The 21,440-nt window shown below is 68.8% G+C and carries 16 protein-coding genes; 6 read left to right on the top strand and 10 right to left on the bottom strand.

All coding sequences use genetic code 11. The annotated features are described in order from the left end of the window. Window positions 1-61 precede the first annotated feature (61 nt). From WS57_RS05740 to WS57_RS05730, 3 genes are all read left to right on the top strand, one after another. Entirely contained in the window at window positions 62-457 is a 396-nt protein-coding gene (locus tag WS57_RS05740; RefSeq protein WP_059517271.1) for a hypothetical protein, read from the top strand. Between the two features lie 196 nt (window positions 458-653). After that, complete coding sequence (locus WS57_RS05735; RefSeq protein ID WP_069243864.1) at window positions 654-2,420, top strand: nitrite/sulfite reductase; 1,767 nt, start codon at window positions 654-656, stop codon at window positions 2,418-2,420. Next, on the top strand, window positions 2,417-2,881 hold the full coding sequence (locus WS57_RS05730) for a DUF934 domain-containing protein (protein ID WP_069243863.1): 465 nt from the start codon (window positions 2,417-2,419) through the stop codon (window positions 2,879-2,881). The genes WS57_RS05735 and WS57_RS05730 overlap by 4 nt, the downstream gene beginning before the upstream one ends. Before the next feature lie 84 nt (window positions 2,882-2,965). Here the strand turns inward: WS57_RS05730 and WS57_RS05725 are convergent, their stop codons facing one another. The 6 genes from WS57_RS05725 to WS57_RS05705 form a co-directional block, all read right to left on the bottom strand. Next, window positions 2,966-4,246, bottom strand: coding sequence for a virulence factor family protein (locus WS57_RS05725; RefSeq protein ID WP_069243862.1), 1,281 nt, complete (start codon window positions 4,244-4,246; stop codon window positions 2,966-2,968). Next, entirely contained in the window at window positions 4,243-6,837 is a 2,595-nt protein-coding gene (mprF, locus tag WS57_RS05720) for a bifunctional lysylphosphatidylglycerol flippase/synthetase MprF (RefSeq protein WP_069243861.1), read from the bottom strand. Before mprF ends, WS57_RS05725 begins: the two co-directional genes overlap by 4 nt. Before the next feature lie 493 nt (window positions 6,838-7,330). Beyond that, window positions 7,331-7,966 carry a hypothetical protein gene (locus tag WS57_RS05715; protein ID WP_236871906.1) on the bottom strand — a complete coding sequence of 212 codons (636 nt, stop codon included), beginning with the start codon at window positions 7,964-7,966 and terminating at the stop codon, window positions 7,331-7,333. A gap of 42 nt (window positions 7,967-8,008) precedes the next feature. Further along, on the bottom strand, window positions 8,009-8,317 hold the full coding sequence (locus WS57_RS36890) for a hypothetical protein (protein WP_155774264.1): 309 nt from the start codon (window positions 8,315-8,317) through the stop codon (window positions 8,009-8,011). Between the two features lie 254 nt (window positions 8,318-8,571). Further along, complete coding sequence (locus WS57_RS05710; RefSeq protein ID WP_009687064.1) at window positions 8,572-9,006, bottom strand: hypothetical protein; 435 nt, start codon at window positions 9,004-9,006, stop codon at window positions 8,572-8,574. 72 nt (window positions 9,007-9,078) lie between these two features. Further along, window positions 9,079-9,987: a LysR family transcriptional regulator gene (locus WS57_RS05705; protein ID WP_236871911.1), complete on the bottom strand. Its 909-nt coding sequence runs from the start codon at window positions 9,985-9,987 to the stop codon at window positions 9,079-9,081. Window positions 9,988-10,083: 96 nt separating this feature from the next. On the opposite strand from WS57_RS05705, the gene WS57_RS05700 reads away from it, so the two are divergent. Both WS57_RS05700 and WS57_RS05695 read left to right on the top strand, forming a co-directional pair. Continuing rightward, window positions 10,084-10,527, top strand: coding sequence for a GlcG/HbpS family heme-binding protein (locus WS57_RS05700; RefSeq protein WP_059517283.1), 444 nt, complete (start codon window positions 10,084-10,086; stop codon window positions 10,525-10,527). 4 nt (window positions 10,528-10,531) lie between these two features. Then, entirely contained in the window at window positions 10,532-11,308 is a 777-nt protein-coding gene (locus tag WS57_RS05695) for an SDR family oxidoreductase (protein WP_009687067.1), read from the top strand. A gap of 97 nt (window positions 11,309-11,405) precedes the next feature. Here the strand turns inward: WS57_RS05695 and WS57_RS05690 are convergent, their stop codons facing one another. Genes WS57_RS05690 through WS57_RS05675 form a run of 4 tightly spaced genes read right to left on the bottom strand, consistent with a single transcriptional unit; the run spans window position 11,406 to window position 19,939 of the window. Next, window positions 11,406-15,596 (bottom strand): bifunctional nitrate reductase/sulfite reductase flavoprotein subunit alpha, encoded by a 4,191-nt coding sequence (locus WS57_RS05690; RefSeq protein ID WP_069243859.1) that lies wholly within the window; start codon window positions 15,594-15,596, stop codon window positions 11,406-11,408. Window positions 15,597-15,612: 16 nt separating this feature from the next. Further along, window positions 15,613-15,960: a nitrite reductase small subunit NirD gene (nirD, locus tag WS57_RS05685; RefSeq protein WP_060296293.1), complete on the bottom strand. Its 348-nt coding sequence runs from the start codon at window positions 15,958-15,960 to the stop codon at window positions 15,613-15,615. A 32-nt stretch (window positions 15,961-15,992) separates the two neighbouring features. Next, window positions 15,993-18,593, bottom strand: a complete 2,601-nt coding sequence (gene nirB / locus WS57_RS05680; protein ID WP_069243858.1) for a nitrite reductase large subunit NirB — start codon at window positions 18,591-18,593, stop codon at window positions 15,993-15,995. 20 nt (window positions 18,594-18,613) lie between these two features. Continuing rightward, window positions 18,614-19,939 carry an MFS transporter gene (locus tag WS57_RS05675; RefSeq protein ID WP_069243857.1) on the bottom strand — a complete coding sequence of 442 codons (1,326 nt, stop codon included), beginning with the start codon at window positions 19,937-19,939 and terminating at the stop codon, window positions 18,614-18,616. Between the two features lie 644 nt (window positions 19,940-20,583). On the opposite strand from WS57_RS05675, the gene cobA reads away from it, so the two are divergent. Then, the gene (cobA, locus tag WS57_RS05670) at window positions 20,584-21,354 is read left to right on the top strand and encodes a uroporphyrinogen-III C-methyltransferase (RefSeq protein WP_069244342.1); all 771 of its coding nucleotides are present in this window, start codon (window positions 20,584-20,586) and stop codon (window positions 21,352-21,354) included. The last annotated feature ends 86 nt before the right edge of the window (window positions 21,355-21,440 follow it).

The following is a 21,440-nucleotide window of genomic DNA, read 5'->3' as shown; positions in this document are numbered from 1 at the left end:
AGCGATGCAGGCAATCGTGGCGCGCGGTACATTGCGGGTCTCGTCACTCTATCCCCGCCTCATGAGCCCACTGCCCTATCTCGATCACGACGCGCTGCTGCAACTGGCCTCCGCAGCGGCGCACGTCACGCAACCGTGCACGTGCACGAAGACGCCGCTTGCCGGATGGACGACGCTGCCGCTGTCGCTGCCCGCTACGCAACTGGTCGAAGTGGGCACGCTCGCGCCGCCCGGCGACGCGGAACCGACCTACGCCGAGCATCACCCGGCCGGCACGCGCTACGCGTCGGACGATGCGCCGATCGCACTGCGCCACTTCCCGTACAACCGCTGCACCGTCAACCGCTGCAGCGAATGCGGCCGACTGTTCCTGCGTTATCAGGAAGGCGGCGGCTACTTCGTCGACCAGCGCATCCGCGCGCTCGATCCGTCGCTGATCGTCGACGTGCAGGCGTGATCGGGCGGCGGGCATGCACAGATGCATGCTCGCCGCCGCACACGTGTCGAACTGCTGCGCCCTTTTTGCACCCATCTGCTGCTTGTCCCGCCGCCCCGCGTTCCCTACGCTGTCTCCCGTTGCCTGACGCCAGCCGCACCCTCCGTTCCGAGTGGCGCGCGCCCCGTGCGCCGCCGCGCTTCCCGCGTATCACGTCATGTATCGATATACCGATTTCGACCGGGCGCTCGTCCATAGCCGCGCCGCCCAGTTTCGCGACCAGCTCGAACGCTGGCAGCGCGGCGCCCTCAGTGAAGACGCGTTCCGGCCGCTGCGCCTGCAGAACGGCTGGTACGTGCAGCGCCACGCGCCGATGCTGCGCGTCGCCGTGCCGTATGGCGCGCTGTCGAGCGCGCAGCTGCGCGTGCTGGCCCGCATCGCGCGCGACTACGACGTGCCCGACGACGCCACCTATCGCACCGCCTGCGATGCGCAGGCGCGGCTCGGCACGCTGCGCCTGCCGACTCGCAACGCGCACTTCACGACGCGCACCAACGTGCAGTTCAACTGGATACCGCTCGCGAAGGCGGCCGACGTGATGGACCTGCTCGCAACCGTCGACATGCACGGGATCCAGACGAGCGGCAACTGCATCCGCAACATCTCGTGCGACGAACGCGCGGGCGTCGCGCCCGACGAGATCGCCGATCCACGCCCGTTCGCCGAAGTGATGCGCCAGTGGACCACGCTGCACCCCGAATTCGCGTTCCTGCCGCGCAAGTTCAAGATCGCGATCACGGGCGCCGCCGAGGACCGCGCGGCGACCGACTGGCACGACGTCGGGCTCAGGCTGGTGCGCGACGACGCGGGCGCGCTCGGCTTTCGCGTGAGCGTCGGCGGCGGGATGGGCCGCACGCCGACGATCGCGACGCTGCTGCGCGCGTTCCTGCCGTGGCAGCACGTGATGAACTACATCGAGGCGATCGTGCGCGTGTACAACCGCTACGGCCGTCGCGACAACAAGTACAAGGCCCGCATCAAGATCCTCGTGAAGACCGAGGGGCAGCGCTACATCGACGAGGTGGAAGAGGAATTCCGGCAGATCGTCGAACTCGACGGCGGCCCGCACACGATCCCGCAAGCCGAGTTCGACCGCATCGCGGCCTCGTTCGTGCCGCCGGCGCTCGCGCCGCGCGCGCTCGCCCCGGCCGACGCGCACGCGAGCCGCGATCCCGCGTACGCGCGCTGGCTCGCGCGCAACGTCGCCGCGCATCGCGACCCGGCGCTGCGCATCGTCACGCTGTCGTTCAAGCGCCGTCTGCAGGCGCCCGGCGATGCGTCGCCGGACCAGCTCGACGCGCTCGCCGATCTCGCCGATCGCTTCTCGGCCGGCGAGGCGCGCGTCACGCATACGCAGAACGTCGTGCTGCCGTGGGTGCACGTCGACGACCTGTTCCCGCTGTGGGAACAGGTGCGCGCGAGCGGCCTGGCGAGCGCCAACGTCGGGCTGCTGACCGACATGATCGCGTGCCCGGGCGGCGACTTCTGCGCGCTCGCGAATGCGCGCTCGATCCCGATCACCGATGCGATCGCCGAGCGCTTCCAGGATCTCGACATGCTGCACGACGTCGGCGACATCGACCTGCACATCAGCGGCTGCATCAACTCGTGCGGCCATCATCACAGCGGCCACATCGGGATCCTCGGCGTCGACAAGGACGGCGCCGAGTGGTACCAGGTGACGCTCGGCGGGTCGGACGGCTCGGCCGCGAGCGGCCCCGCCCGGCCGGGCAAGGTAATCGGCCCGTCGTTCTCGGCCGACGAGATCGTCGACGTCGTCGATGCGCTCGTGAACACGTACCTCGACGCGCGGATCGACGCGAACGGCCGCCGCGAACCCTTCATCGACACGGTGCGCCGCATCGGCGCGGAACCCTTCAAGGCCGCCGCGAACGGCGCACGTCATCAGGCGGAGCACGCATGACCCGGAACACCGAAGCACCGCACGACCGGATCCGGCTGCTGACGCCGGCCCAGCATGCCGACCAAACGCGGCAGCCCGACGCCGCGACGCTGACGATCGCCAACGACGACGAACTGCCGCCGCTCGCCGCGCGAATCGCGCAGGCATCGCGCATCGACCTGCAGTTTCCGTCGTTCACCGACGGGCGCGCGTACAGTCAGGCTTATCTGCTGCGCAAGCGCTTCGGCTTCGCCGGCGACCTGCGCGCCACCGGCGACGTGCGGGTCGACCAGTTGCTGCTGATGGAGCGCACCGGGTTTTCGAGCGCGGTGCTCGGCGACGGCACCGATATCGAGGATGCGCGCCGGCAGCTCGATCGTTTTCCGGGCTTCTATCAGCGCGACGCGAGAACGGAGAGGCCGCAGCAGGACGCAACGTCGAATGCGGACCAGACCGACCGAACGCCCCGCGCGCCGCAATGAAAACGGGCGGCACGATGGCCGCCCGAACGATGCGCCGGAAACAGACGGCCGGCGTCGCCGCGAAGCGGCCGCCGGCCTGCGCGTTCAGCGCGCCGCGACCGGCTTGCCGAATGCACCGAGAATCTTCTTCTCGAGCGCGATGTAGTCGTGGCCGAAGTGGTGATCGCCCTCCGTCCTGATCACGTCGATGCCGCTGTTCGCGAGCGCCGGACACATCGTGTCCTTTTCCTCCGCGCCGTAGAAGCACTGCACGATGCCCGGCGGCACCTTCGCAAGCTCGGGCGCGACCTTCAGCGCCTTGTCGCTCGCCGGCATCCCGAGCCAGCCCGTCACGCGGATCTGGAAATCGGCCGCCGGTGCGAAACCGAGCAGCGACATCACCGAGACCCTGTCGCGCAGGTCGGCCGGCAGCCGGTTGTACGCGAACGGCATCACGTCCGCGCCGAACGAATAGCCGACCAGCGCCACGCGATTCGCGTGCCAGCGCGCCATGTACGTGCGCATCACGCGCGCGAGATCGCGGCTCACCTGTGCCGGCGGTTTCTCGCTCCAGAAGTAGCGCAGGCTGTCGATCCCGACCACCGACACGCCGTCGCGCTGCAGCGCTTCGCCGATCGTCTTGTCGAGATCGCGCCAGCCGCCGTCGCCCGAGATCACGATCGCGAGCCGGTCGCTGCCGCCCTTGGCCGGCAGTTCGACCAGCGGCAGGTCCGACACGTCGAGCTCGTCGCTGCTGCCGACATCGTGCAGGTGCGCGGTGACCAGCGACACGAGCTTCGCGCTATCGCCCGCGGCGGCCGTATCGACGAAGCCCGGCATCGCGCGGCGCACGATCGTCGGATCGGGCGGGCACGGCCTGAAGCGCGGATCGAGCTTCGGCGCCGGATCGACCGACACCACGCCGGCGATCGTGTTCTCCGGCGCCATCGCGAGGATCTGCTTCGCGATCGCGCCGCCCTGGCCCACGCCCGCGACGATCGGCGTGTAATAGTGCGACGACTGTGCGAGTCGTTCCAGTTGATGGCTGACCGCTTCGGCATCGCCGTCGAGGTGGTGACAGGTTTCCTGCTTCGCGGCGAGATTGCGCGCGTAGCGTTCGGAATCCACGCCGACCGTCATCGCGCCCGCTTTCGCGAGCGCATCGGCTGCCTGCTGGTCGGCCGCGCTCCAGCCGGCCTCGCGCGAGAACAGCACGACGAAGCCGCGCAGCGGGCCGCTCGGCTTCGTCACCGTGACCGGCCCGTAGCGGCCGCCCGACACCGTTTCCGCCTTGACCGCCGCCGGCTGCGCCGCATGCGCGGCGCCGGCCAGCATCAATCCCGCGCAGGCGGCTGCCGCCCGCGCGATTCCCTTCCTTGACATCATGAACGCCGACCTCCAGCCAGCAGGGACAGATCCGCGAGCGTGACGAACACGCCGACCGAGCCCGAGGCCGCGAGATAGCGCGGCTCCCAGTGCGGCTCGAACTTGCTCTTGAATGCACGCAAGCCGCGGAAGTTGTAGAAGCGTCCGCCGAAGCGCCAGACCATCAGCCCGAACCGGTGCCACGGCGACGGCATCTTCGCCGCCCCCATGCCCGAGAACGGCGCGATGCCGAGGCTCAGCTTGCGGAAACCCGCTTCCTTCAGATGCAGCGCGAGCTGCGTAAACAGATACTCCATCGCGTACGACGACGCTTCCGGCAGATGACGCATCACGCCGACCGTCGCCTCGGTATTGAGGTCGGTCGTCATGAACGTGACGAAGGCGATCGGCTTGTCGGCCTGCCGCACCAGCATCACCGACTGCGTCGCCAGATAGCCGTCGTGGAACGCGGCGACCGAGAAGCTCTTCTCGCGCGCGTCGCGGCTGTCGAGCCAGCCGTCGGAGATGTCGCGCAGCGCGGGCAGCGCCGCCGGCACCTCGCTCGGCGCGATCACCTCGACCGTCAGCGCATCCTTGTCGCCGCGGCGCAGCGCATAGCGCAGGTGCGAGCGATGCGAGCCCTTCAGGTCGAACTCGTCGAGCGCGATATGGGCCTCCTCGCCGAGCTTCATCAGCGTGAGACCTGCGTCGAGATACAGCGGCAGCGCGTTCGCGCGCACCTGGTAGAACGCCGCGCGTCCGCCGTGCTTGTGCGCCAGCGCGATGAACTTCGCGATCAGCGCCGGCCATTCCTCGCGCGGACCGACCGGATCGTACAGCGCGGCCCAGGTGCGGCCGTACTTCGCATACATCAGGAACGCCTGGCGCGATTCGGAAAACAGGAAGGTCTTGTCGCCCATCAGCGCGAGGCCCGCGTCGCTGCATTCCTGCGCGCGAATGATCTGCTCGGCGTCGAGCAGGTCCTGCGGCGCCGGCTTCATGAAGCGGCCCGGCGCCGGACGCAGCAGTTGCCACAACGCGAACATCGCGACGAACACGCCGGCCGCGAGCGTCGCGCGCAGCGCGCGCGGCGCGCGAGCGTCGAACGAGAAGTGCGACCACAGATCGCGCGTGTACGGCACGTCGCGGAACGCGAAGCACAGCACCCACACCGCGAGGATCAGCACCATCGTCACCGACACGAACCAGCTGATCGTGAAGCGCTCCGCGAACAGCGACGAATGACGGTTGAAGCGGCGACGGCTGACGAGCAGCAGCACCAGCAGCGTGCCGAGCACGCCGGCCTCGACGAACGCGAGACCCTTCGCCAGCGACAGCGCGAGGCTTGCGATCGTCAGCGCGAAGGTCATCCACCACGCGCCGTCGAGACGGCGCAGCAGGCCGCGCGCGACGAACAGCAGCGCGACGCCGAGCACGCTGCAGATCACCTGCGAGCCTTCGAGCACCCACAGCGGCACGACGTTGCGCAGGATCGCGATCCGATGCCAGAACGCGGGCGTCGCGCTCGAGATCACCAGCATTCCGCCGACCGCGAACGTGACGAGGCTCAGGAACAGCGGCGCGAGCTGCGACACGCGCGCAGCCTGCCGCGACACGAGCCGGCGGCGCAGCGCGCGGCCCTCGAATGCAGCGAGCAGGCCGGCCGACAGCACGAGCGGCACGCCGAAGTAGATCGCGCGATATGCGATCAGCGCGGCGACCATTTCATGCGCGGGCACCGCGCGGCCGAGCGTGAACACCATCGCGGCCTCGAACACGCCGATCCCGCCCGGCGTATGGCCGATCATGCCGAGCAACAGCGCGGCCGCATAGACTGTGATGAAGGTCGGGAAACCGACCGGCGTGCTCGGCAGCAGCACCCAGAGCGTGAGGCCGGCCGCGACGACGTCGAACACCGCCGACACGATTTGCGCAACGAAGTCGCGCCGGGCCGGCACGTCGAACGCGAGCCACTTGAAGCGCGTGACGACCGGACGCGCGGCCTTGCCGCACATCGCGGCCATCGCGGCCAGCGCCGCCAGCAGCGCGGCGCCGCTCCACGTCAGCACGCCGGGCGCGACGTGCAGCATCGCGGCGAGCGTCTGCGGCACGCAGACCATCCCGATCGCGGTCATCAGCACCAGCGCGAGTGCGAGCGTGACGCTGGTAAATACCGTCATGCGGCCGATCTGCGCGGGCGTCACGCCCGACACGCCGTAGACGCGCGCGCGCACCGCGCCGCCCGTCAGCGCGCCGAAGCCGGTCGCATTGCCGAGCGCGGAGCCCGCGATAGCGCCGATCCACAGCGCGGCGCGCGGCACCCTGGCCGCGACATAGCGCAGGCCGACCGCGTCGCGGGCGACCAGCGCGAGATAGCTGATGGCCGTCGCGGCAAGCGACGCGCCCCACTCGCCGACGGACATGTGGCGCAGCTCGCGGATCACCGACCGATAGTCGACGGATTGCGACAGGTGCTGGAAGACCACGATCAGCAGCAGGCCGATGCCGAGCGCGAGCAGCGGCGACAGCACGCGCTCGTTGCGGATCAGCGCCGGGATACGGGCGATCGCCGCCGCGGCACGGCCGGGCGGACCAGGGTGGCGGGAAGACATAGGTTATTCGTGGTGGTGCATAGCATGTCGCGGCGCGGGGGGCCAGGCGGCGACGAATCTGGTTGTTCTGCGTGGGCGGTCAGCCGAAGAAAGGAGGCAGCAGCGCCTGGATCAGAACTTACGAGTATACGGAACTAATATTACAAAATCTTTCGGTCTCGCTTTGTGCGCATTTGTGGTGCCGCGTGCATAAACGTCGTATCGGTTTCGGCGGCACAATCGCGCGCGAGGTGCGCATCATACCGGGAACCGGCGCGGATTTTTCATCAGATGAATGACTTGTGATGGATTTGGGAGAAATTTGCCCGTACCGCGCGCTGCGACGAGCAGGAGTCCGCCGGGCCGGGCGGGTTCTCCAAACGGGGCCGGATGCCCTCGATCCGGCGTTCGATCGTCTGACGGCGCCCCGCCGCGTACGTGATGCCGGCCGCGGCTCGACGCACCACTTCGTCTGGCTGACGAAGCGGGACGCCCGCTGCGGCCGGCGCCGCGCTTACCGTTTCAGACGCACCACGTACAAGCCGGGCGCGTTCGGATAGGCGGTCAGGCTGAAATTCGGCGGCGTCGAAATGAGACTCCCCTGGACCGCCGGCTTGTACGTGACCGTTCCACTCGATACGTCTGCCAGTTCGATAACCGGCGGAGATGGATCGGGGATGACGTTCGACGTGAAGTTCAGCGTCAGTTTCCGCTCCGGCATTTCGTAGAAACCGCCATACGTCTTGATCTCGTAGACCACATCGGCCTGTACGCCGGCCGGAACCGGATCGGGCTTGCCGAGACACACCGTCCCGTCGCGGACCACGCCGTCCTGCGGCGTCTTGAATGTATACGTCGCCACACCGTCGTCGGTCACGAGCGTCATGGTTGCATTCGGGATCGTGCTCTTCGTCAGCTGTATCGACTTGTAGCCGCTCGGACACTTGAATGCGACGGTTTGATCGGTCGACGCGGTATCCGTCGTCGCGCCGGCCGAGCCGTTGTTGTTGCCGCTGTTGCCGGTCGCGGCGGCGACGCTGCCGTCGCCATCGCCGCCGCCGCATCCGGCCAGCAGTACCGCCGCGCCGATTGCGGCTGCCAGGTACAGTCGGTTCATTTTCAATTTATTCTCCTTGAACGTTATCTTCACCCCGCCCCCTTTTCTTTACATAAATTGCCGCCGGAGCCGTTATTAACGAGAAGTCACCCAACCTCGATAATTTCGAATTCCGACGTTAAAAACAAAGCCCGGTCCTCCACCGACCGGAAATGCAGTCATGGCCATTTCATTTCGGTGAAACTTGAATTTCGCAATCTCGCCCGGGCCGATTGCTTCAACCGCCGAGCGAAGCCTGTCCGGCAGGACAATGCGTAATGAAGGCCCGCCATCGGCCATGACCGGCCGGTTGACGATGATCCGCGCGGATCCACCAGGCCCGAAATTCAAGCGCCCGTTCCCCCGAAATCGCGAATACACCAGACGGCAGGTCTGCTTGCTCATCGTTCTTTATTGGATTTCTTTCAGATCGATGAACGTTAGCAAAGCAATCGTCAGCAGGCCATAGGACGATTGTCAACTATTGCCAAACGTTGTAAAGCTGCAAGGCATTGCATTTCTCGAAGAATCCGTCCGATATCGCATCGCACCGCGATAATCGGCGAAACAATCGAAATGCATTGCCGACGATTCGTCGCATCAGGCGATTCGCGCCTCGGCCTCCATCCTCGCGGGGATGACACAGCACACGCGCAAACTCACTTCCCGCGCTCGTGCGCCGCCAACCCGATCGCCTTGTAGTCGTAAGTCGGATAGAACTCCGTCCGGTAGGCGCCCCACGCCGTATCCTCGAGCACGCGATTCACCTCGCGCAGCCGCGACGCCGGCAGCCGCAGCACGACGATCTGCCCGATCCCCATGGCGACGGTCCAGCTCACCACTTCGACGCCCGGCGGCGGAAACGCCTTGTAGAAGCCCTGCTTCGCAAGCTGCGCGTTCAGCTCGGCAAGCGGACGCGACTGATCGTGTTTCAGGAACACCGTGAGCAGCACCGCATTGTCGGGTGTGGCCGCGTCCGTGCGGGCCGGCACGGTCGAGGTCTGGGCGACGGCCGGTACGCTGCCGAGCGCAGCGGCGGCGGCAAGCGAGACGGCGATACCCAGCGTTCGTAACGACAGCGGAAGAATCGGCATGACATGACTCCGTCGACACAGGGATGGAGCCGCCATCATGCGCCGTCCCGCGCATCGCTGCCCGCAGCCGCGCTATGTCGAACCGGCCCGCTCCCGCAACACCTCGATAAACGCCCGCAACTTGGCCGGCACGTGCTTGCGGTTCACGTAGTACAGCCACATCGGCGGCAGCGCGCGGCACGCACCGGGCAGCACCTCCACCAGCGTCCCGTCGCGCAGATCGCGCTCGATGCGTTCCCGCATGAACGCAAATGCAATGCCGACGCCCGCGCGCGCGGCATCGACCACCGCATCGGCGTCGTTCGTCACGAAGACGCCCTCCGGATCGAGATCGATCTCGCGTCGCCCGTCGCGCAGCAGCCATTTATGCAGACGCCCGCTCTCCGAGAACCGGAAACGGACGCACGCGTGCCGCTCCAGCTCGGCGATCGACGTCGGCGCCCCGTGTCGCGCCACATAATCCGGCGAAGCAACCAGCGCACACGTCAGCTCGGGCGCGATCCGCACGCCGATCATGCCGGGCTGGAGCCGGTCGGCAAGCCGGATCCCCGCGTCGAAGCCGTCCTTCGCGATATCGACCAGCTCGTTCTCGTAGCGAATCTCGAGCCGGACTTTCGGGTAGCGCTGATGAAAGCTCGCCAGAATCGGCGCGATCACGAGCGTGCGCGCAAGCGGCAGCGCGGTCACGCGCAGCAGCCCGCCGGGCTCGCCGCGCACGTCCTTCAGCTCGTCGCGCGCCTGGACGATCTGCCGGTATGCGGCTTCCGTCTGCCGCAGATAGCGCTGCCCCGCTTCCGTCAGGCTCACGCCGCGCGTGCTGCGGTTGAACAGTTTCACGTTCAGCTCGCTCTCGAGCTGCCCGATCGCGAGGCTGACGGCGGCAGGCGTCAGTCCCAGCGCGGCGGCGGCCCGCGTGAAGTTGCCGGAGGTCGCGACGCTCATGAACACGTGCAGCCCCGTCATCGGATCGCGTCGGCTCATCATTAAAAAAACTTGAAACTCATTCGAGCGGAATGCCGATTCTCGCATATACCCGGACTGCCTACACTGGCCATGCCGTCCCCACCGGAGCCTCGAATGAACGCCCTGTCCAGCACCGCACTGTCGCTCGCCACTGCCCGGCGCACGATCGAAACCGGACTCGCGCACGCCGCGTCGCTGCAGGTCGCCGGCATCGCCGTCGCGATCGTCGATGCCGGCGCGAACCTGCTCGCGTTCGCGCGCAGCGACGACTGCTTTCTCGGCGCGATCGATCTCGCGCAGCGCAAGGCGCTGACGGCGGTCCGCTTCCGCGCCTCGACCGCGTCGCTCGGCGCGCTGTCGGGCGACGGCGGCCCGCTGCGCGGCATCGAGCACAGCCACGGCGGACTCGTCACGTTCGACGGCGGCGAACCGCTGTTCGATCGCGACGGGCGCTGTGTCGGCGCCGTCGGCATATCGGGCGGCAGCGTCGACGAAGACCGCGCGATCGCGGAACACTGCCGCGTCCGCTTCCTGGCCACTCTCCATCACGAAAGGTAAATACATGACCCGGAAACACATCCTCATCACCGGCGCGACGTCGGGCTTCGGCCGCGAAGTCGCATTGCGGCTCGCCGAGCGCGGGCATCACGTGACGGCAGGCGTGCGCGCCGTCGCCGATATCGAAGGGCTCGCGGACGAAGCCGCGCAGCGCGACGCGGCGCTGCAGGTCGTCAAGCTCGACGTCACGTCGGCGTACGACCGCGCCCGCGCGGCGGACCAGGACTTCGACGTGCTCGTCAACAACGCAGGCACCGGCGAAGCCGGCGCGCTCGTCGACCTGCCCGTCGAGATCGTGCGCGAACTGTTCGACGTGAACGTGTTCGGCCCGCTCGAACTCACGCAGCAGGTCGCGCGCGGGATGCTCGCGCGCAAGCGCGGCAAGATCGTGTTCGTGTCGTCGATTGCAGGCCTGATCACCGGGGCCTTCACCGGCGCCTACTGCGCGTCGAAGCACGCGGTCGAATCGGTTGCCGAGGCGATGCATGCGGAACTGGCGCCGCACGGCATCAAGGTCGCGGTCGTGAATCCCGGCCCGTACAGCACCGGCTTCAACGACCGGATGATGGACACGCCGAGTCGCTGGCGCGATCCGGCCGTCCATCACGTGACGCCCGAGCGGCTGACATTCCCGCTCGAACAGCACGATCCCGAAGAAATGATCGCGAAGATGGTCGACGTGATCGAAAGCGACGACGGCGCATTCCGCAACCTGCTGCCGAAGTCGGCCGAAGCGTTCGTCCGCGCGGAACAGGCGCATGCGTGGGATCGCCGGCAGTGACGGCCGGCATCGCGGCGCAGGACCGCGCCGCGATGCACATGGCGTGTCGCGGCAGGCAGCCGCCTCGCCGCGAATCCCGCCCGCAGCCGGTCAAAGCTCAGTACACATCGCGCACATAGCGCCGCGCCTTCGCGAGCCGCGCGACATACTCGTTCGCGCCGTCCGCGGACATCCCGCCGTGCTCGGCAACCACCGACTTCAGCGCCGCGTCGACGTCCTTCGCCATGCGCGCGGCGTCGCCGCACACGTAGACGTGCGCGCCCTCCTCCAGCCACGCGAACAGCTCGGCGCCGTGCTCGCGCATCCGGTCCTGCACGTAGATCTTGTCGGCCTGGTCGCGCGAGAACGCGAGGTCGAGCCGCGTCAGGAAGCCGCTGTCGCGCATCGCGGTCAACTCGTCGCCGTAGTAGAAGTCGGTCTGCGCATGCTGCTCGCCGAAGAACAGCCAGTTGCGGCCGCGCGCGCCACTCGCCTGCCGCTCGTGCAGGAAGCCGCGAAACGGCGCGACGCCGGTGCCGGGACCGACCATCACGATCGGCACGTCGCCGCTCACGGGCGGACGGAAATGCGCGGACTTCTGCACGAACACCGGTACGCGGCCGTCTTCCGCGCGATCGGCGAGGAAGGTCGACGCGACGCCTTTGCGCGCGCGCCGGCCGTTGTGATAGCGCACTGCCGACACGGTCAGGTGAATCTCGCCGCGATGTGCGCTCGGGCTCGACGCGATCGAATAGAGACGCGGCTGCAGGCGCTTGAGCATGCCGACCAGTTCGCCGCCGGACAGCTCGACCGGGAACTCGTGCAGCACGTCCGCAAGCTGCTGGCCCCACAGCCACTGCTTCAGGTCGGCCTTGCGGTCCTCGCCGAGCAGCGCCTTCAGTGCGCCGTTCGCGCTGCGCGATGCGATGAACGCGAGCGTGTCGGGATGCGGGCGCGTGATGTCGCAGTGACGCGCGAGCGCGTCGCCGAGGCGCAGCTCGCCGATGCCCGGCAGCGACACGGGCGTATCGGCCTTCAGCGCGGTGACGGCGAGCAGTTCGTCGACCAGTTCCGGGCAATTGGTCGGCCACACGCCGAGCGCGTCGCCGGTTTCGTATTCGAGGTTCGCGCCTTCGGTCGACAGCGACACGTAGCGCGTATCCTTCGCCGCGCCCGGGCGGTTCAGCCGCAGGTTCGCGACGAGCCTCGACGGTGCGGGATGCGCCTTGGTCGGCAGCAGCCCCGTCGCGCCCGGCGCACCGCTCGGCACCGCGTGCAGCGCGGCATCCGCTTCCTTGATCCGTGCGATCACGCGCTCGAGCCACTGGTCGGCGTCGCGCTGGAACTCGACGTCGCAATCGACGCGCGCACACAGGCGCGTCGCACCGAGTTCGGCGAGCCGCGCGTCGAGCCGGCGGCCGTGCCCGCAGAACTGGTCGTAGTTGCGATCGCCGAATGCGAGCACCGCGAACCGTGCGCCGTCGAGACGCGCGGCCGATGCATCGTGCAGCGCATCCGAAAATTCGCGGCCGTTGTCGGGCGGATCGCCGTCGCCGAACGTGCTCGTCATCAACAGCACGTACTGGGCGCCTGCAAGCGACGCGACCGGATAGTCGGACATGCACGCGGTGCGGATCTCGAAACCGGCGTTCATCAGCTGCGTCGCGTAATCCTCGGTCAGCGATTCGATGTTGCCCGTCTGCGACGCCCACAGCAGCACGACCTTCGGGCGCGTCCGCACGATCCGCACGCCGCCCGGCGCGGCCGCCGCCGACGCATCGGCCGGCAATGCGGGCGACGCGGCGTCGGTCACGCGCGCAGGCGTCGAACGGCTGAACAGCCCCGCCAGCATCCCGTCGAGCCAGAGCCGCACCGGCGGCGTCAGCGGCGCGAGCGCGGGCAGCACCGGCACGCCGCCGTCGCGCCGTCCGGCGCTCGCCTTCAGGCCGCCGACGAGGCCGGCCACGTACAGCCGCTCCGTATCGGTCAGCGGCGGCGGCGCAAAATCGGCCACGCCGAGCGCGACCGCGAATGCATCGATGTCTGCCATGTCGGGTTCCTGTGAGGTGACGGCCGGCGCGGGACGCGCGGCGTCGGCGGACACGTCGGGCTGCGCCGTGTCGTCGTCGGCGGACGCGAACGCGTCCGTTTCGACGCGCGTCAGCGCGACCGCGCAGTATTTCAGTTCGGGCTGCTGCGACTCGGCATCGATCGCGTCGTTCGTGACGGCGTTGACGCACAGGTCGTCGCCGTACACGTCGTTCCAGTGCATCGGCGCGAAGCAGTTGCCGCGCTGCACGCGGTCGCTCACGACGGCCGGCAGCACCGCGCGGCCGCGCGCCGAGCGAATCTCGACGCTGTCCCGGGCCGCGATGCCGAGCGTATGCGCATCGTCCGGATGCAGTTCGACGAACGGGCGCGGATTGAGCTTGTTCAGCATCGCGACCTTGCCCGTCTTCGTCATCGTGTGCCACTGGTGCTGCAGCCGGCCGGTGTTCAGCACGATCGGGAACGTGTCGTCCGGCAGCTCGGCCGGCGCGACGTGCGGGCGCGCATAAAAGCGCGCCTTGCCCGACGGCGTCGGAAACGCGATGCGCGGCGGGCGCGCCGCATCGCCGTCGGGCGCGGTGCGCAGCGTCTGGCTCGCGCCGTCGTTCAGATAACGCACCGGATGCCGGTCGCGCGCCGTGCCGGGCGCGACCGGCCACTGCACGGGTCCGTCGCGCAGCGCCGCGTGGCTCGCGCCGCGCAGGTCGTAGCCGGTCGCCGGATTCGAGAAGCGCACGATCTCGTCGAACACGTCGGCCGCCGACGCATAGTCGAACGCGTCGGCGAACCCCATCGCGCGCGCGACCTCCGCGACGATGCGCCAGTCGGGCAGCGCATCGCCGGGCGGCGCGATCGCGGGCCGCATCAGCGTCATGTTGCGTTCGGAATTCACCATCACGCCGTCGCCTTCGGCCCACAGCGCGCCCGGCAGCAGGATGTCCGCGTAGCGGTTGGTCTCGGTGTCGAGGAACGCGTCCTGCGCGATCACGAGTTCCGCGGCCTGCAGCCCGGCGATCACGTTCTGCCGGTTCGGCACGGTCGCCACCGGGTTCGTGCAGATGATCCAGCACGCCTTCACGTCGCCGGCCTGCATCCGCGCGAACAGGTCGACGGTGCCGCCGCCGGCCTCCGCGCGCAGCGTGCCGGGCGGGACGCGCCACAGGTTCTCGACGAAGCGGCGGTCGTCGTCCGACAGCGTCGAGCGCTGCCCCGGCAGCCCCGGCCCCATGTAGCCCATCTCGCGCCCGCCCATCGCGTTGGGCTGGCCGGTCAGCGAGAACGGTCCGCTGCCCGGGCGGCAGATGCGGCCCGTCGCGAGATGCAGGTTGCAGATCGCATTGGTGTTCCACACGCCGTGCGTGCTCTGGTTGAGCCCCATCGTCCAGCAGCTCGTCCATTCGGGCGCGTCGCCGATCCATTGCGCGGCGGTGCGGATGTCGGCCTCGGCCAGCCCCGTGATCGCCGCGACGCGCTCGGGCGTGTAGTCGGCGAGGAACGCGGGCATCGCGTCCCAGCCTTCGGTGAATTCGGCGATGAAGGCGGCATCGGTGCGGCCGTTCGCATGCAGCAGGTGCAGCAGCCCGTTCATCAGCGCGAGGTCGGTGCCGGGACGGATCTGCAGGAACAGGTCGGCCTTGTCGGCGGTGCCGGTGCGGCGCGGATCGACGACGATCAGCTTCGCGCCGGCCTTCACGCGATCCATCATGCGCAGGAACAGGATCGGATGGCAGTCGGCCATGTTCGCGCCGATCACGAAGAACAGGTTCGCGCGATCGAAGTCCTGGTACGAGCCGGGCGGGCCGTCCGCGCCGAGCGACTGCTTGTAGCCGGTGCTCGCGCTCGCCATGCAGAGGCGCGAGTTCGACTCGATGTTACAGGTGCCGACGAAGCCCTTCGCGAGCTTGTTGACCAGATACTGCGCCTCGATCGACATCTGCCCGGAGACGTAGAACGACAGCGCGTCGGGGCCATGCGCGTCGAGCACCGCACGCAGCCGGCGCGCGGTCTCGGCGATCGCATCGCGGGCGGGCAGCGGCACGAGGTCGTCCTCGCGCGCGCGGCGCACGAACGCGCGATCGAGCCGCCCGGAGCGGCGCAGCGCGACGTGCGCCGACGAACCCTTCGTGCACAGCCGCCCGAAGTTGGCCGGATGGTCGGGGTCGCCGGACACCTTGACGACCTCGCCGTCCTCGACGTGCAGCACCATCCCGCAGCCGACGCCGCAGTACGGGCATACGCTCTTGACGGGGGTGGCGGTCATGCGCGCTCCGGTGCCGTCAGGCCGCGATCCACACGAAGCCGTCCTCGACCCGCGACGGATACGCGTTCACCGACTGCTCCGGCGCCTCGACGCATTCGCCGGTGCGCAGGTCGAAGTGCTGCTTGTAGAGCGGCGACGCGACGACCACCCGTTCGCCGAGGCTGCCGATCAGCCCGCGCGACATCACGGCCGCGCGCGACACCGGATCGACGTTGTCGATCGCGAACACGCCGCCGGCTTCGGCATGCGTGACATGGAACACCGCGACCTGCTCGCCGTTGACGAGCGCGCACACGCCGGTGTTCGGCACGATATCGTCGAGGGCGCACACGCGGGTCCACGACAGCGGAAGACGATCGTTCATGATGCTCTCCTTGAAGATGAGGTTGGCGTCGGTCAGGCGGTTTCGGATTCGGCGACGGCTTGCGGCACATCCGCGGCGACGACGGGAATCGCGATGCGCTTGCCGCGCAGGCGCTCTTCCGGCGTCGCGGGACGGATCTGGCCGCGCGTCTCGACGAACGCGATGTTCGCGTCCGGCGTATCGCTGTTCACGAAATGCCGGAAGCGCTTGCGCGTGTCGGGATCGGCGACGGCCTTCTTCCATTCGCACTCGTAGGTATCGACCACGTGCTGCATGTCGGCCTCGAGCTCGGCCGCGATGCCGAGCCGGTCGTTCACGACGACGTCGATCAGGTAGTCGAGGCCGCCTTCGAGGTTGTCGCGCCACACGCTCGTGCGCTGCAGGCGATCGGCGGTGCGCACGTAGAACATCAGGAAGCGGTCGATATAGCGAACCAGCGTGTCGCGATCGAGATCGGCGGCCAGCAGTTCCGCGTGGCGCGGCTTCATGCCGCCATTGCCGCACACGTACAGGTTCCAGCCCTTCTCGGTCGCGATGATCCCGACGTCCTTGCCCTGCGCTTCCGCGCACTCGCGCGTGCAGCCCGACACGCCGAACTTGATCTTGTGCGGCGCGCGCAAGCCCTTGTAGCGGTTCTCGATGTCGATCGCGAGGCCGACCGAATCGTCGACGCCATAGCGGCACCACGTCGAACCGACGCAGGACTTCACGGTGCGCACGGCCTTGCCGTATGCATGGCCCGATTCGAAGCCGGCCGCGATCAGCTCCTCCCAGATCGACGGCAGCTGCTCGACGCGCGCACCGAACAGGTCGACGCGCTGGCCGCCGGTGATCTTCGTGTAGAGCCCGTATTTCTTCGCGACCTGCCCGACCGCGATCAGCCCTTCGGGCGTGACCTCGCCGCCCGGCATGCGCGGCACGACCGAATAGGTGCCGTCGCGCTGGATGTTCGCGAGGTAGTAGTCGTTCGAATCCTGCAGCCCGGCATGCTCCTTCTTCAGCACGAACTCGTTGAAGCACGACGCGAGAATGCCCGCGACGGCCGGCTTGCAGATGTCGCAGCCGAGCCCGTGGCCGTGCTTCGCGAGCAGTTCGTCGAAGGTCGTGATGCGCTCGACGCGGATCAGATGGAACAGCTCCTGGCGCGAATGCGCGAAGTGCTCGCACAGGCGGTTGTCGACCGCGAGGCCCTGCTTCTTCATCTCGGCCTTCATGATCTGCGTGACGAGCGGCACGCAGCCGCCGCACGACGTGCCCGCGCCCGTGCACGACTTCAGCGCGCCGAGGCTCGTCGCGCCGTCGGCGACCGCCGCGCAGATCTGCGATTTCGACACGTTGTTGCACGAGCAGATCTGCGCGCCGTCCGGCAGCGCATCGACGCCGACCGCGGGCTTCGCCGCGCCGTCCGACGACGGCAGGATCAGGAATTCCGGCGACTCCGGCAGCTCGATGCGGTTCAGCATCATCTGCAGCAGCGTGCCGTATTCGGCCGCATCGCCGACCATCACCGCGCCGTGCAGGAACTTGCCGCAGTCCGACACGACGAGCTTCTTGTAGACCTGGCGGCGCTCGTCCGCGTACTGGTAGACGCGGCTGCCGGCCGTCGTGCCGTGCGCGTCGCCGATGCTCGCGACGTCGACGCCCATCAGCTTCAGCTTGGTGCTCATGTCGGCGCCCGCAAAGGTGGGCAACGCAGTCGAACCGTTCGCCTCGCCGCCGAGCTGCTTCGCGACCACGCGCGCCATGTCGTAGCCGGGCGCGACGAGGCCGTATACGGTGCCGTTCCACGCCGCGCATTCGCCGATCGCGTAGATGTCGGCGTCGCTGCTGCGGCATGCGTCGTCGATCGCGACGCCGCCGCGCGGGCCGATTTCCAGCCCGCACGCGCGCGCCAGCTCGTCGCGCGCGCGGATGCCGGCCGAGAACACGATCATGTCGGTATCGAGATGCGTGCCGTCGGCGAACACCATCCGGTGCGCGCCGGTTTCGCCGTCGACGATCTCCAGCGTGTTCCTGCCCGTATGCACGGTCACGCCGAGCGCCTCGATCTTCGCGCGCAGCATCCGGCCGCCGCCGTCGTCGACCTGCACGGCCATCAGCCGCGGCGCGAATTCGACGACGTGCGTGTCGAGCCCCATGTCGCGCAGCGCCTTCGCGCATTCGAGGCCGAGCAGCCCGCCGCCGACCACGACGCCGCGTTGCGCATGCGTGCCGCACGCCTGCATCGCTTCGAGGTCCTCGATGGTCCGGTACACGAAGCAACCGGCGCGATCGTGTCCGGGCATCGGCGGCACGAACGGGCGCGAACCCGTCGCGAGCACGAGCTTGTCGTAGGCGAGCGTTTCACCGGACGCGAGCGTGACCGTGTGCGCGACGCGATCGATCGACGCGACGCGCGCATTCAAGCGCAGGTCGAAGGCCGGATGACGCTCGAAGAAACCGGCTTCGACGAGCGACAGGTCGTCCGCCGACTTGCCCGCGAAGAATTCGGACAGATGCACGCGGTCGTAGGCCGGGCGCGGCTCCTCGCCGAGCACGGTGACCTGCAGCCGGCCGGCCGCGCCCGCTTCCGCCGCGATGCATTCGAGGAGCTTGTGGCCGACCATCCCGTGGCCGATGACGATGAGTTTCATGATGACGTTCCTTCGATCGATCAGTTCGCGGCGTTGGCGGCAGAGAGCGCGCGGTCGCGCAGCTCGGCTTCGCGTGCCTTGTGTTCCTCGCTGAAGCGCACGGCCATCGCGCACAGCGCGGTCGCGGTGACGGCGAGCCCGAGCAGGCTCAGCGTGTGCTGCACGTCGCCGACGCCCTTGAGCAGGAAACTCGCGGCGACCGCGCCGACGTTGCCGCCCGCGCCGACGATCCCCGCGACGCCGCCGAGCGCCTTGCGGTCGATGAACGGCACCAGCGCGTAAGTCGCGCCGCATGCCATGTGCGTGAACAGGCCGAAGGTGAGCATCGCGACGAGCGCGAGGCCGACGCTTTGCGCATGCGAGAACCACACGAGGCCGAGCCCTTCGCCGACGATCAGCGCGCAGAGCAGCGCCGCGCGCACGTCGAGGCTGCGGCGCGCGGCGATCCGGTCGGACAGCCAGCCGCCGAGCGCGCGTGCGAACAGCGCGAGCAGCCCGAACAGGCCGGCCGCGAGGCCGGCGTCCTTCAGCGACAGGCCGAAGTGATCGACGTAGTACAGCGCGGCGATGTTGTGGATGAACACCTCGACGCCAAAACACGCGCCGTACGTGACGAACAGCATCCACACGCGATAGTTGCCGCATGCGGTGAAGAAGCTCGCCCAGCCGCCCTTCTTGCCGCTGTCGACGGTCTCGCCCTGCCGGCGCAGCGCGACGAAGTCGCCTTGCGGGCAATCCTGCGTGTAGCGCCAGTACGCCCAGGCCATCGCCAGCATCGCGATGCCCGGCACGACGAGCGCGACGCGCCACGACGCGTCGTCGCCGAAGCCGAGCATCATGCCGGCCGCAACGAGCAGCGGCATCAGCGCCTGCGTCGCGCCCGCGCCGGCGTTGCCCCAGCCGGCCGTCGTCGCGTTCGCGGTGCCGACCACGTTCGGCGCGAACATCACCGACGTGTGGTACTGCGTGATCACGAAGCCAGCGCCGATCGCGCCGATGCCGAGCCGGCAGATCAGGAACGACAGGTAGTCGTGCGTGAACGACACCGCGAACACGGGAATCGCGCCGAGCACCAGCAGCCCCGCATACACGTGGCGCGGCCCGAAGCGGTCGCACAGCGGGCCGACCAGCAGCCGCACGGCGATGGTCGCGGCGACCGCCGCGATGTTGATGTTCGCGACCTGCGCGGCGCTCAGGTGGAATTCGCGCGCGATGAGCGGCATCAGCGGCGCGCACGCGAACCACGCGAAGAAACAGACGAAGAACGCCATCCACGTCAGGTGAAACACGCGCATCGGCGCGGTGCGGAGGCTGAAGAGATCGATACGGGTAGCTTTGTCGGTCATGTCATCCGCCAAACGAAAAACGGCGTCCTGCGCACCCGGTCTCGTCGAGACCCGATGCGAAGGACGCCGTTGCCCATGAAGCCCGTTGCCGGGCGCGTCGGTATTCGGTGCTGCGAACGGATCGCCATTGATCCGCCCGGACCTGCTAACGCAAACGCCATGCCAGGCTGGCGCGATTGACGCGCGCGTGCCCGCCGCGCAAGGCTCGGCGGACGATACGCGTGACTCCGCCGCGCACCGCCCGCGATGCGTCGTGACGCAGCGAAGCACAGTTGTGGTGCGCTGCAGCACTGTCGCCGTGCGACATCGCGGTGCGCATTGGCCGGCCGCGACGCACCCCGATGCGGCATTGCGTCCCCCGGCGCGATGCGGCTGGACGCGCATGCAGCGTCGTCGCACGCCGCGTCTTGCCGGGTGCGGCCCACGCTGGCCCGGATATTGCTGAATCCGCGTCATGCCACCGGCAAAGGCGCCGGTGGGCAGTCCCAGCAAGATCAGGCCCGTCGTCGCGGACGGGCTCGTCAGGACAACGGCGTCCGTTCGTGCGTGGCACGGCCGGATGCCGTCGTCGCTTCGGCTGCCTGCCGCTGCCGCGCACTCAATGCGTTATCGACCGCCGCGTGCAAGTGGCAATGGAACACGACATGACGACTGGCAAAGTCACCCTGCTGGGCGCCGGGCCCGGCGACCTCGATCTCCTCACGCTGAAGGCCGTGAAAGCGCTCGCCGCCGCCGACGTGCTGCTGCTCGACGATCTCGTCGATCCCGGTATCGTCGACCTCGCGCCGCGCGCGCGCGTGGTACGGGTCGGCAAGCGCGGCGGCTGCCGCTCGACGCCGCAGGCGTTCATCGAGCGGCTGATGCGCCGCTGCGCGCTGCGCGGCGCGCACGTGGTGCGCGTCAAGGGCGGCGACGCGCTGCTGTTCGGCCGCGCCGGCGAGGAGCTCGCGATGCTGCGCGCCGCCGCGATTCCGGTCGAGATCGTCAACGGCATCTCGTCGGGCTTCGCGGCCGCCGCGAGCCTCGGCGTGTCGCTCACGCATCGCGAGCACTGCCACGGCGTCACGTTCGTCACCGCGCACCGGCAGGACCACGGCGAACCCGACTGGTCGCGCGTCGCGGCAGCCGGCACGACGCTCGCGATCTATATGGGCATGAGCCGCATCGAACGAATCGCCGCCGGCCTGCTCGACGTGCTGCCTGCCTCGACGCCGGCCGCGGCCGTCCAGTGGGCCGGCACGCCTGCCGAACGCCGCTGGACCGGCACGCTCGGCCGGCTCGCGCCCGGCGTCGCGGAAGCGGGGCTCGGCAGCCCGGCCGTGATCCTCGTCGGCGCGGCGATCGGCGAGGCGGCCGCGCAAGGCCTGCCGGACGCGGCCGCCACGCGCGCAACGCCGCTGTCGCAGGCCGCGTAGCATGCGCGATGTCACGCGGCACCGGCCGCCTACCCTTCGTGCAGACAGCGGCGATCGCGCTGCCACCGCGTGCGGCATCGACCTGC

Origin of the sequence: Burkholderia pseudomultivorans, assembly GCF_001718415.1 — a bacterium.
GTDB classification, from domain to species: Bacteria; Pseudomonadota; Gammaproteobacteria; order Burkholderiales; family Burkholderiaceae; genus Burkholderia; species Burkholderia pseudomultivorans_A.
Note: the sequence above shows the minus strand (reverse complement) of the source record. Positions and strands in the feature narration are given on the sequence as shown.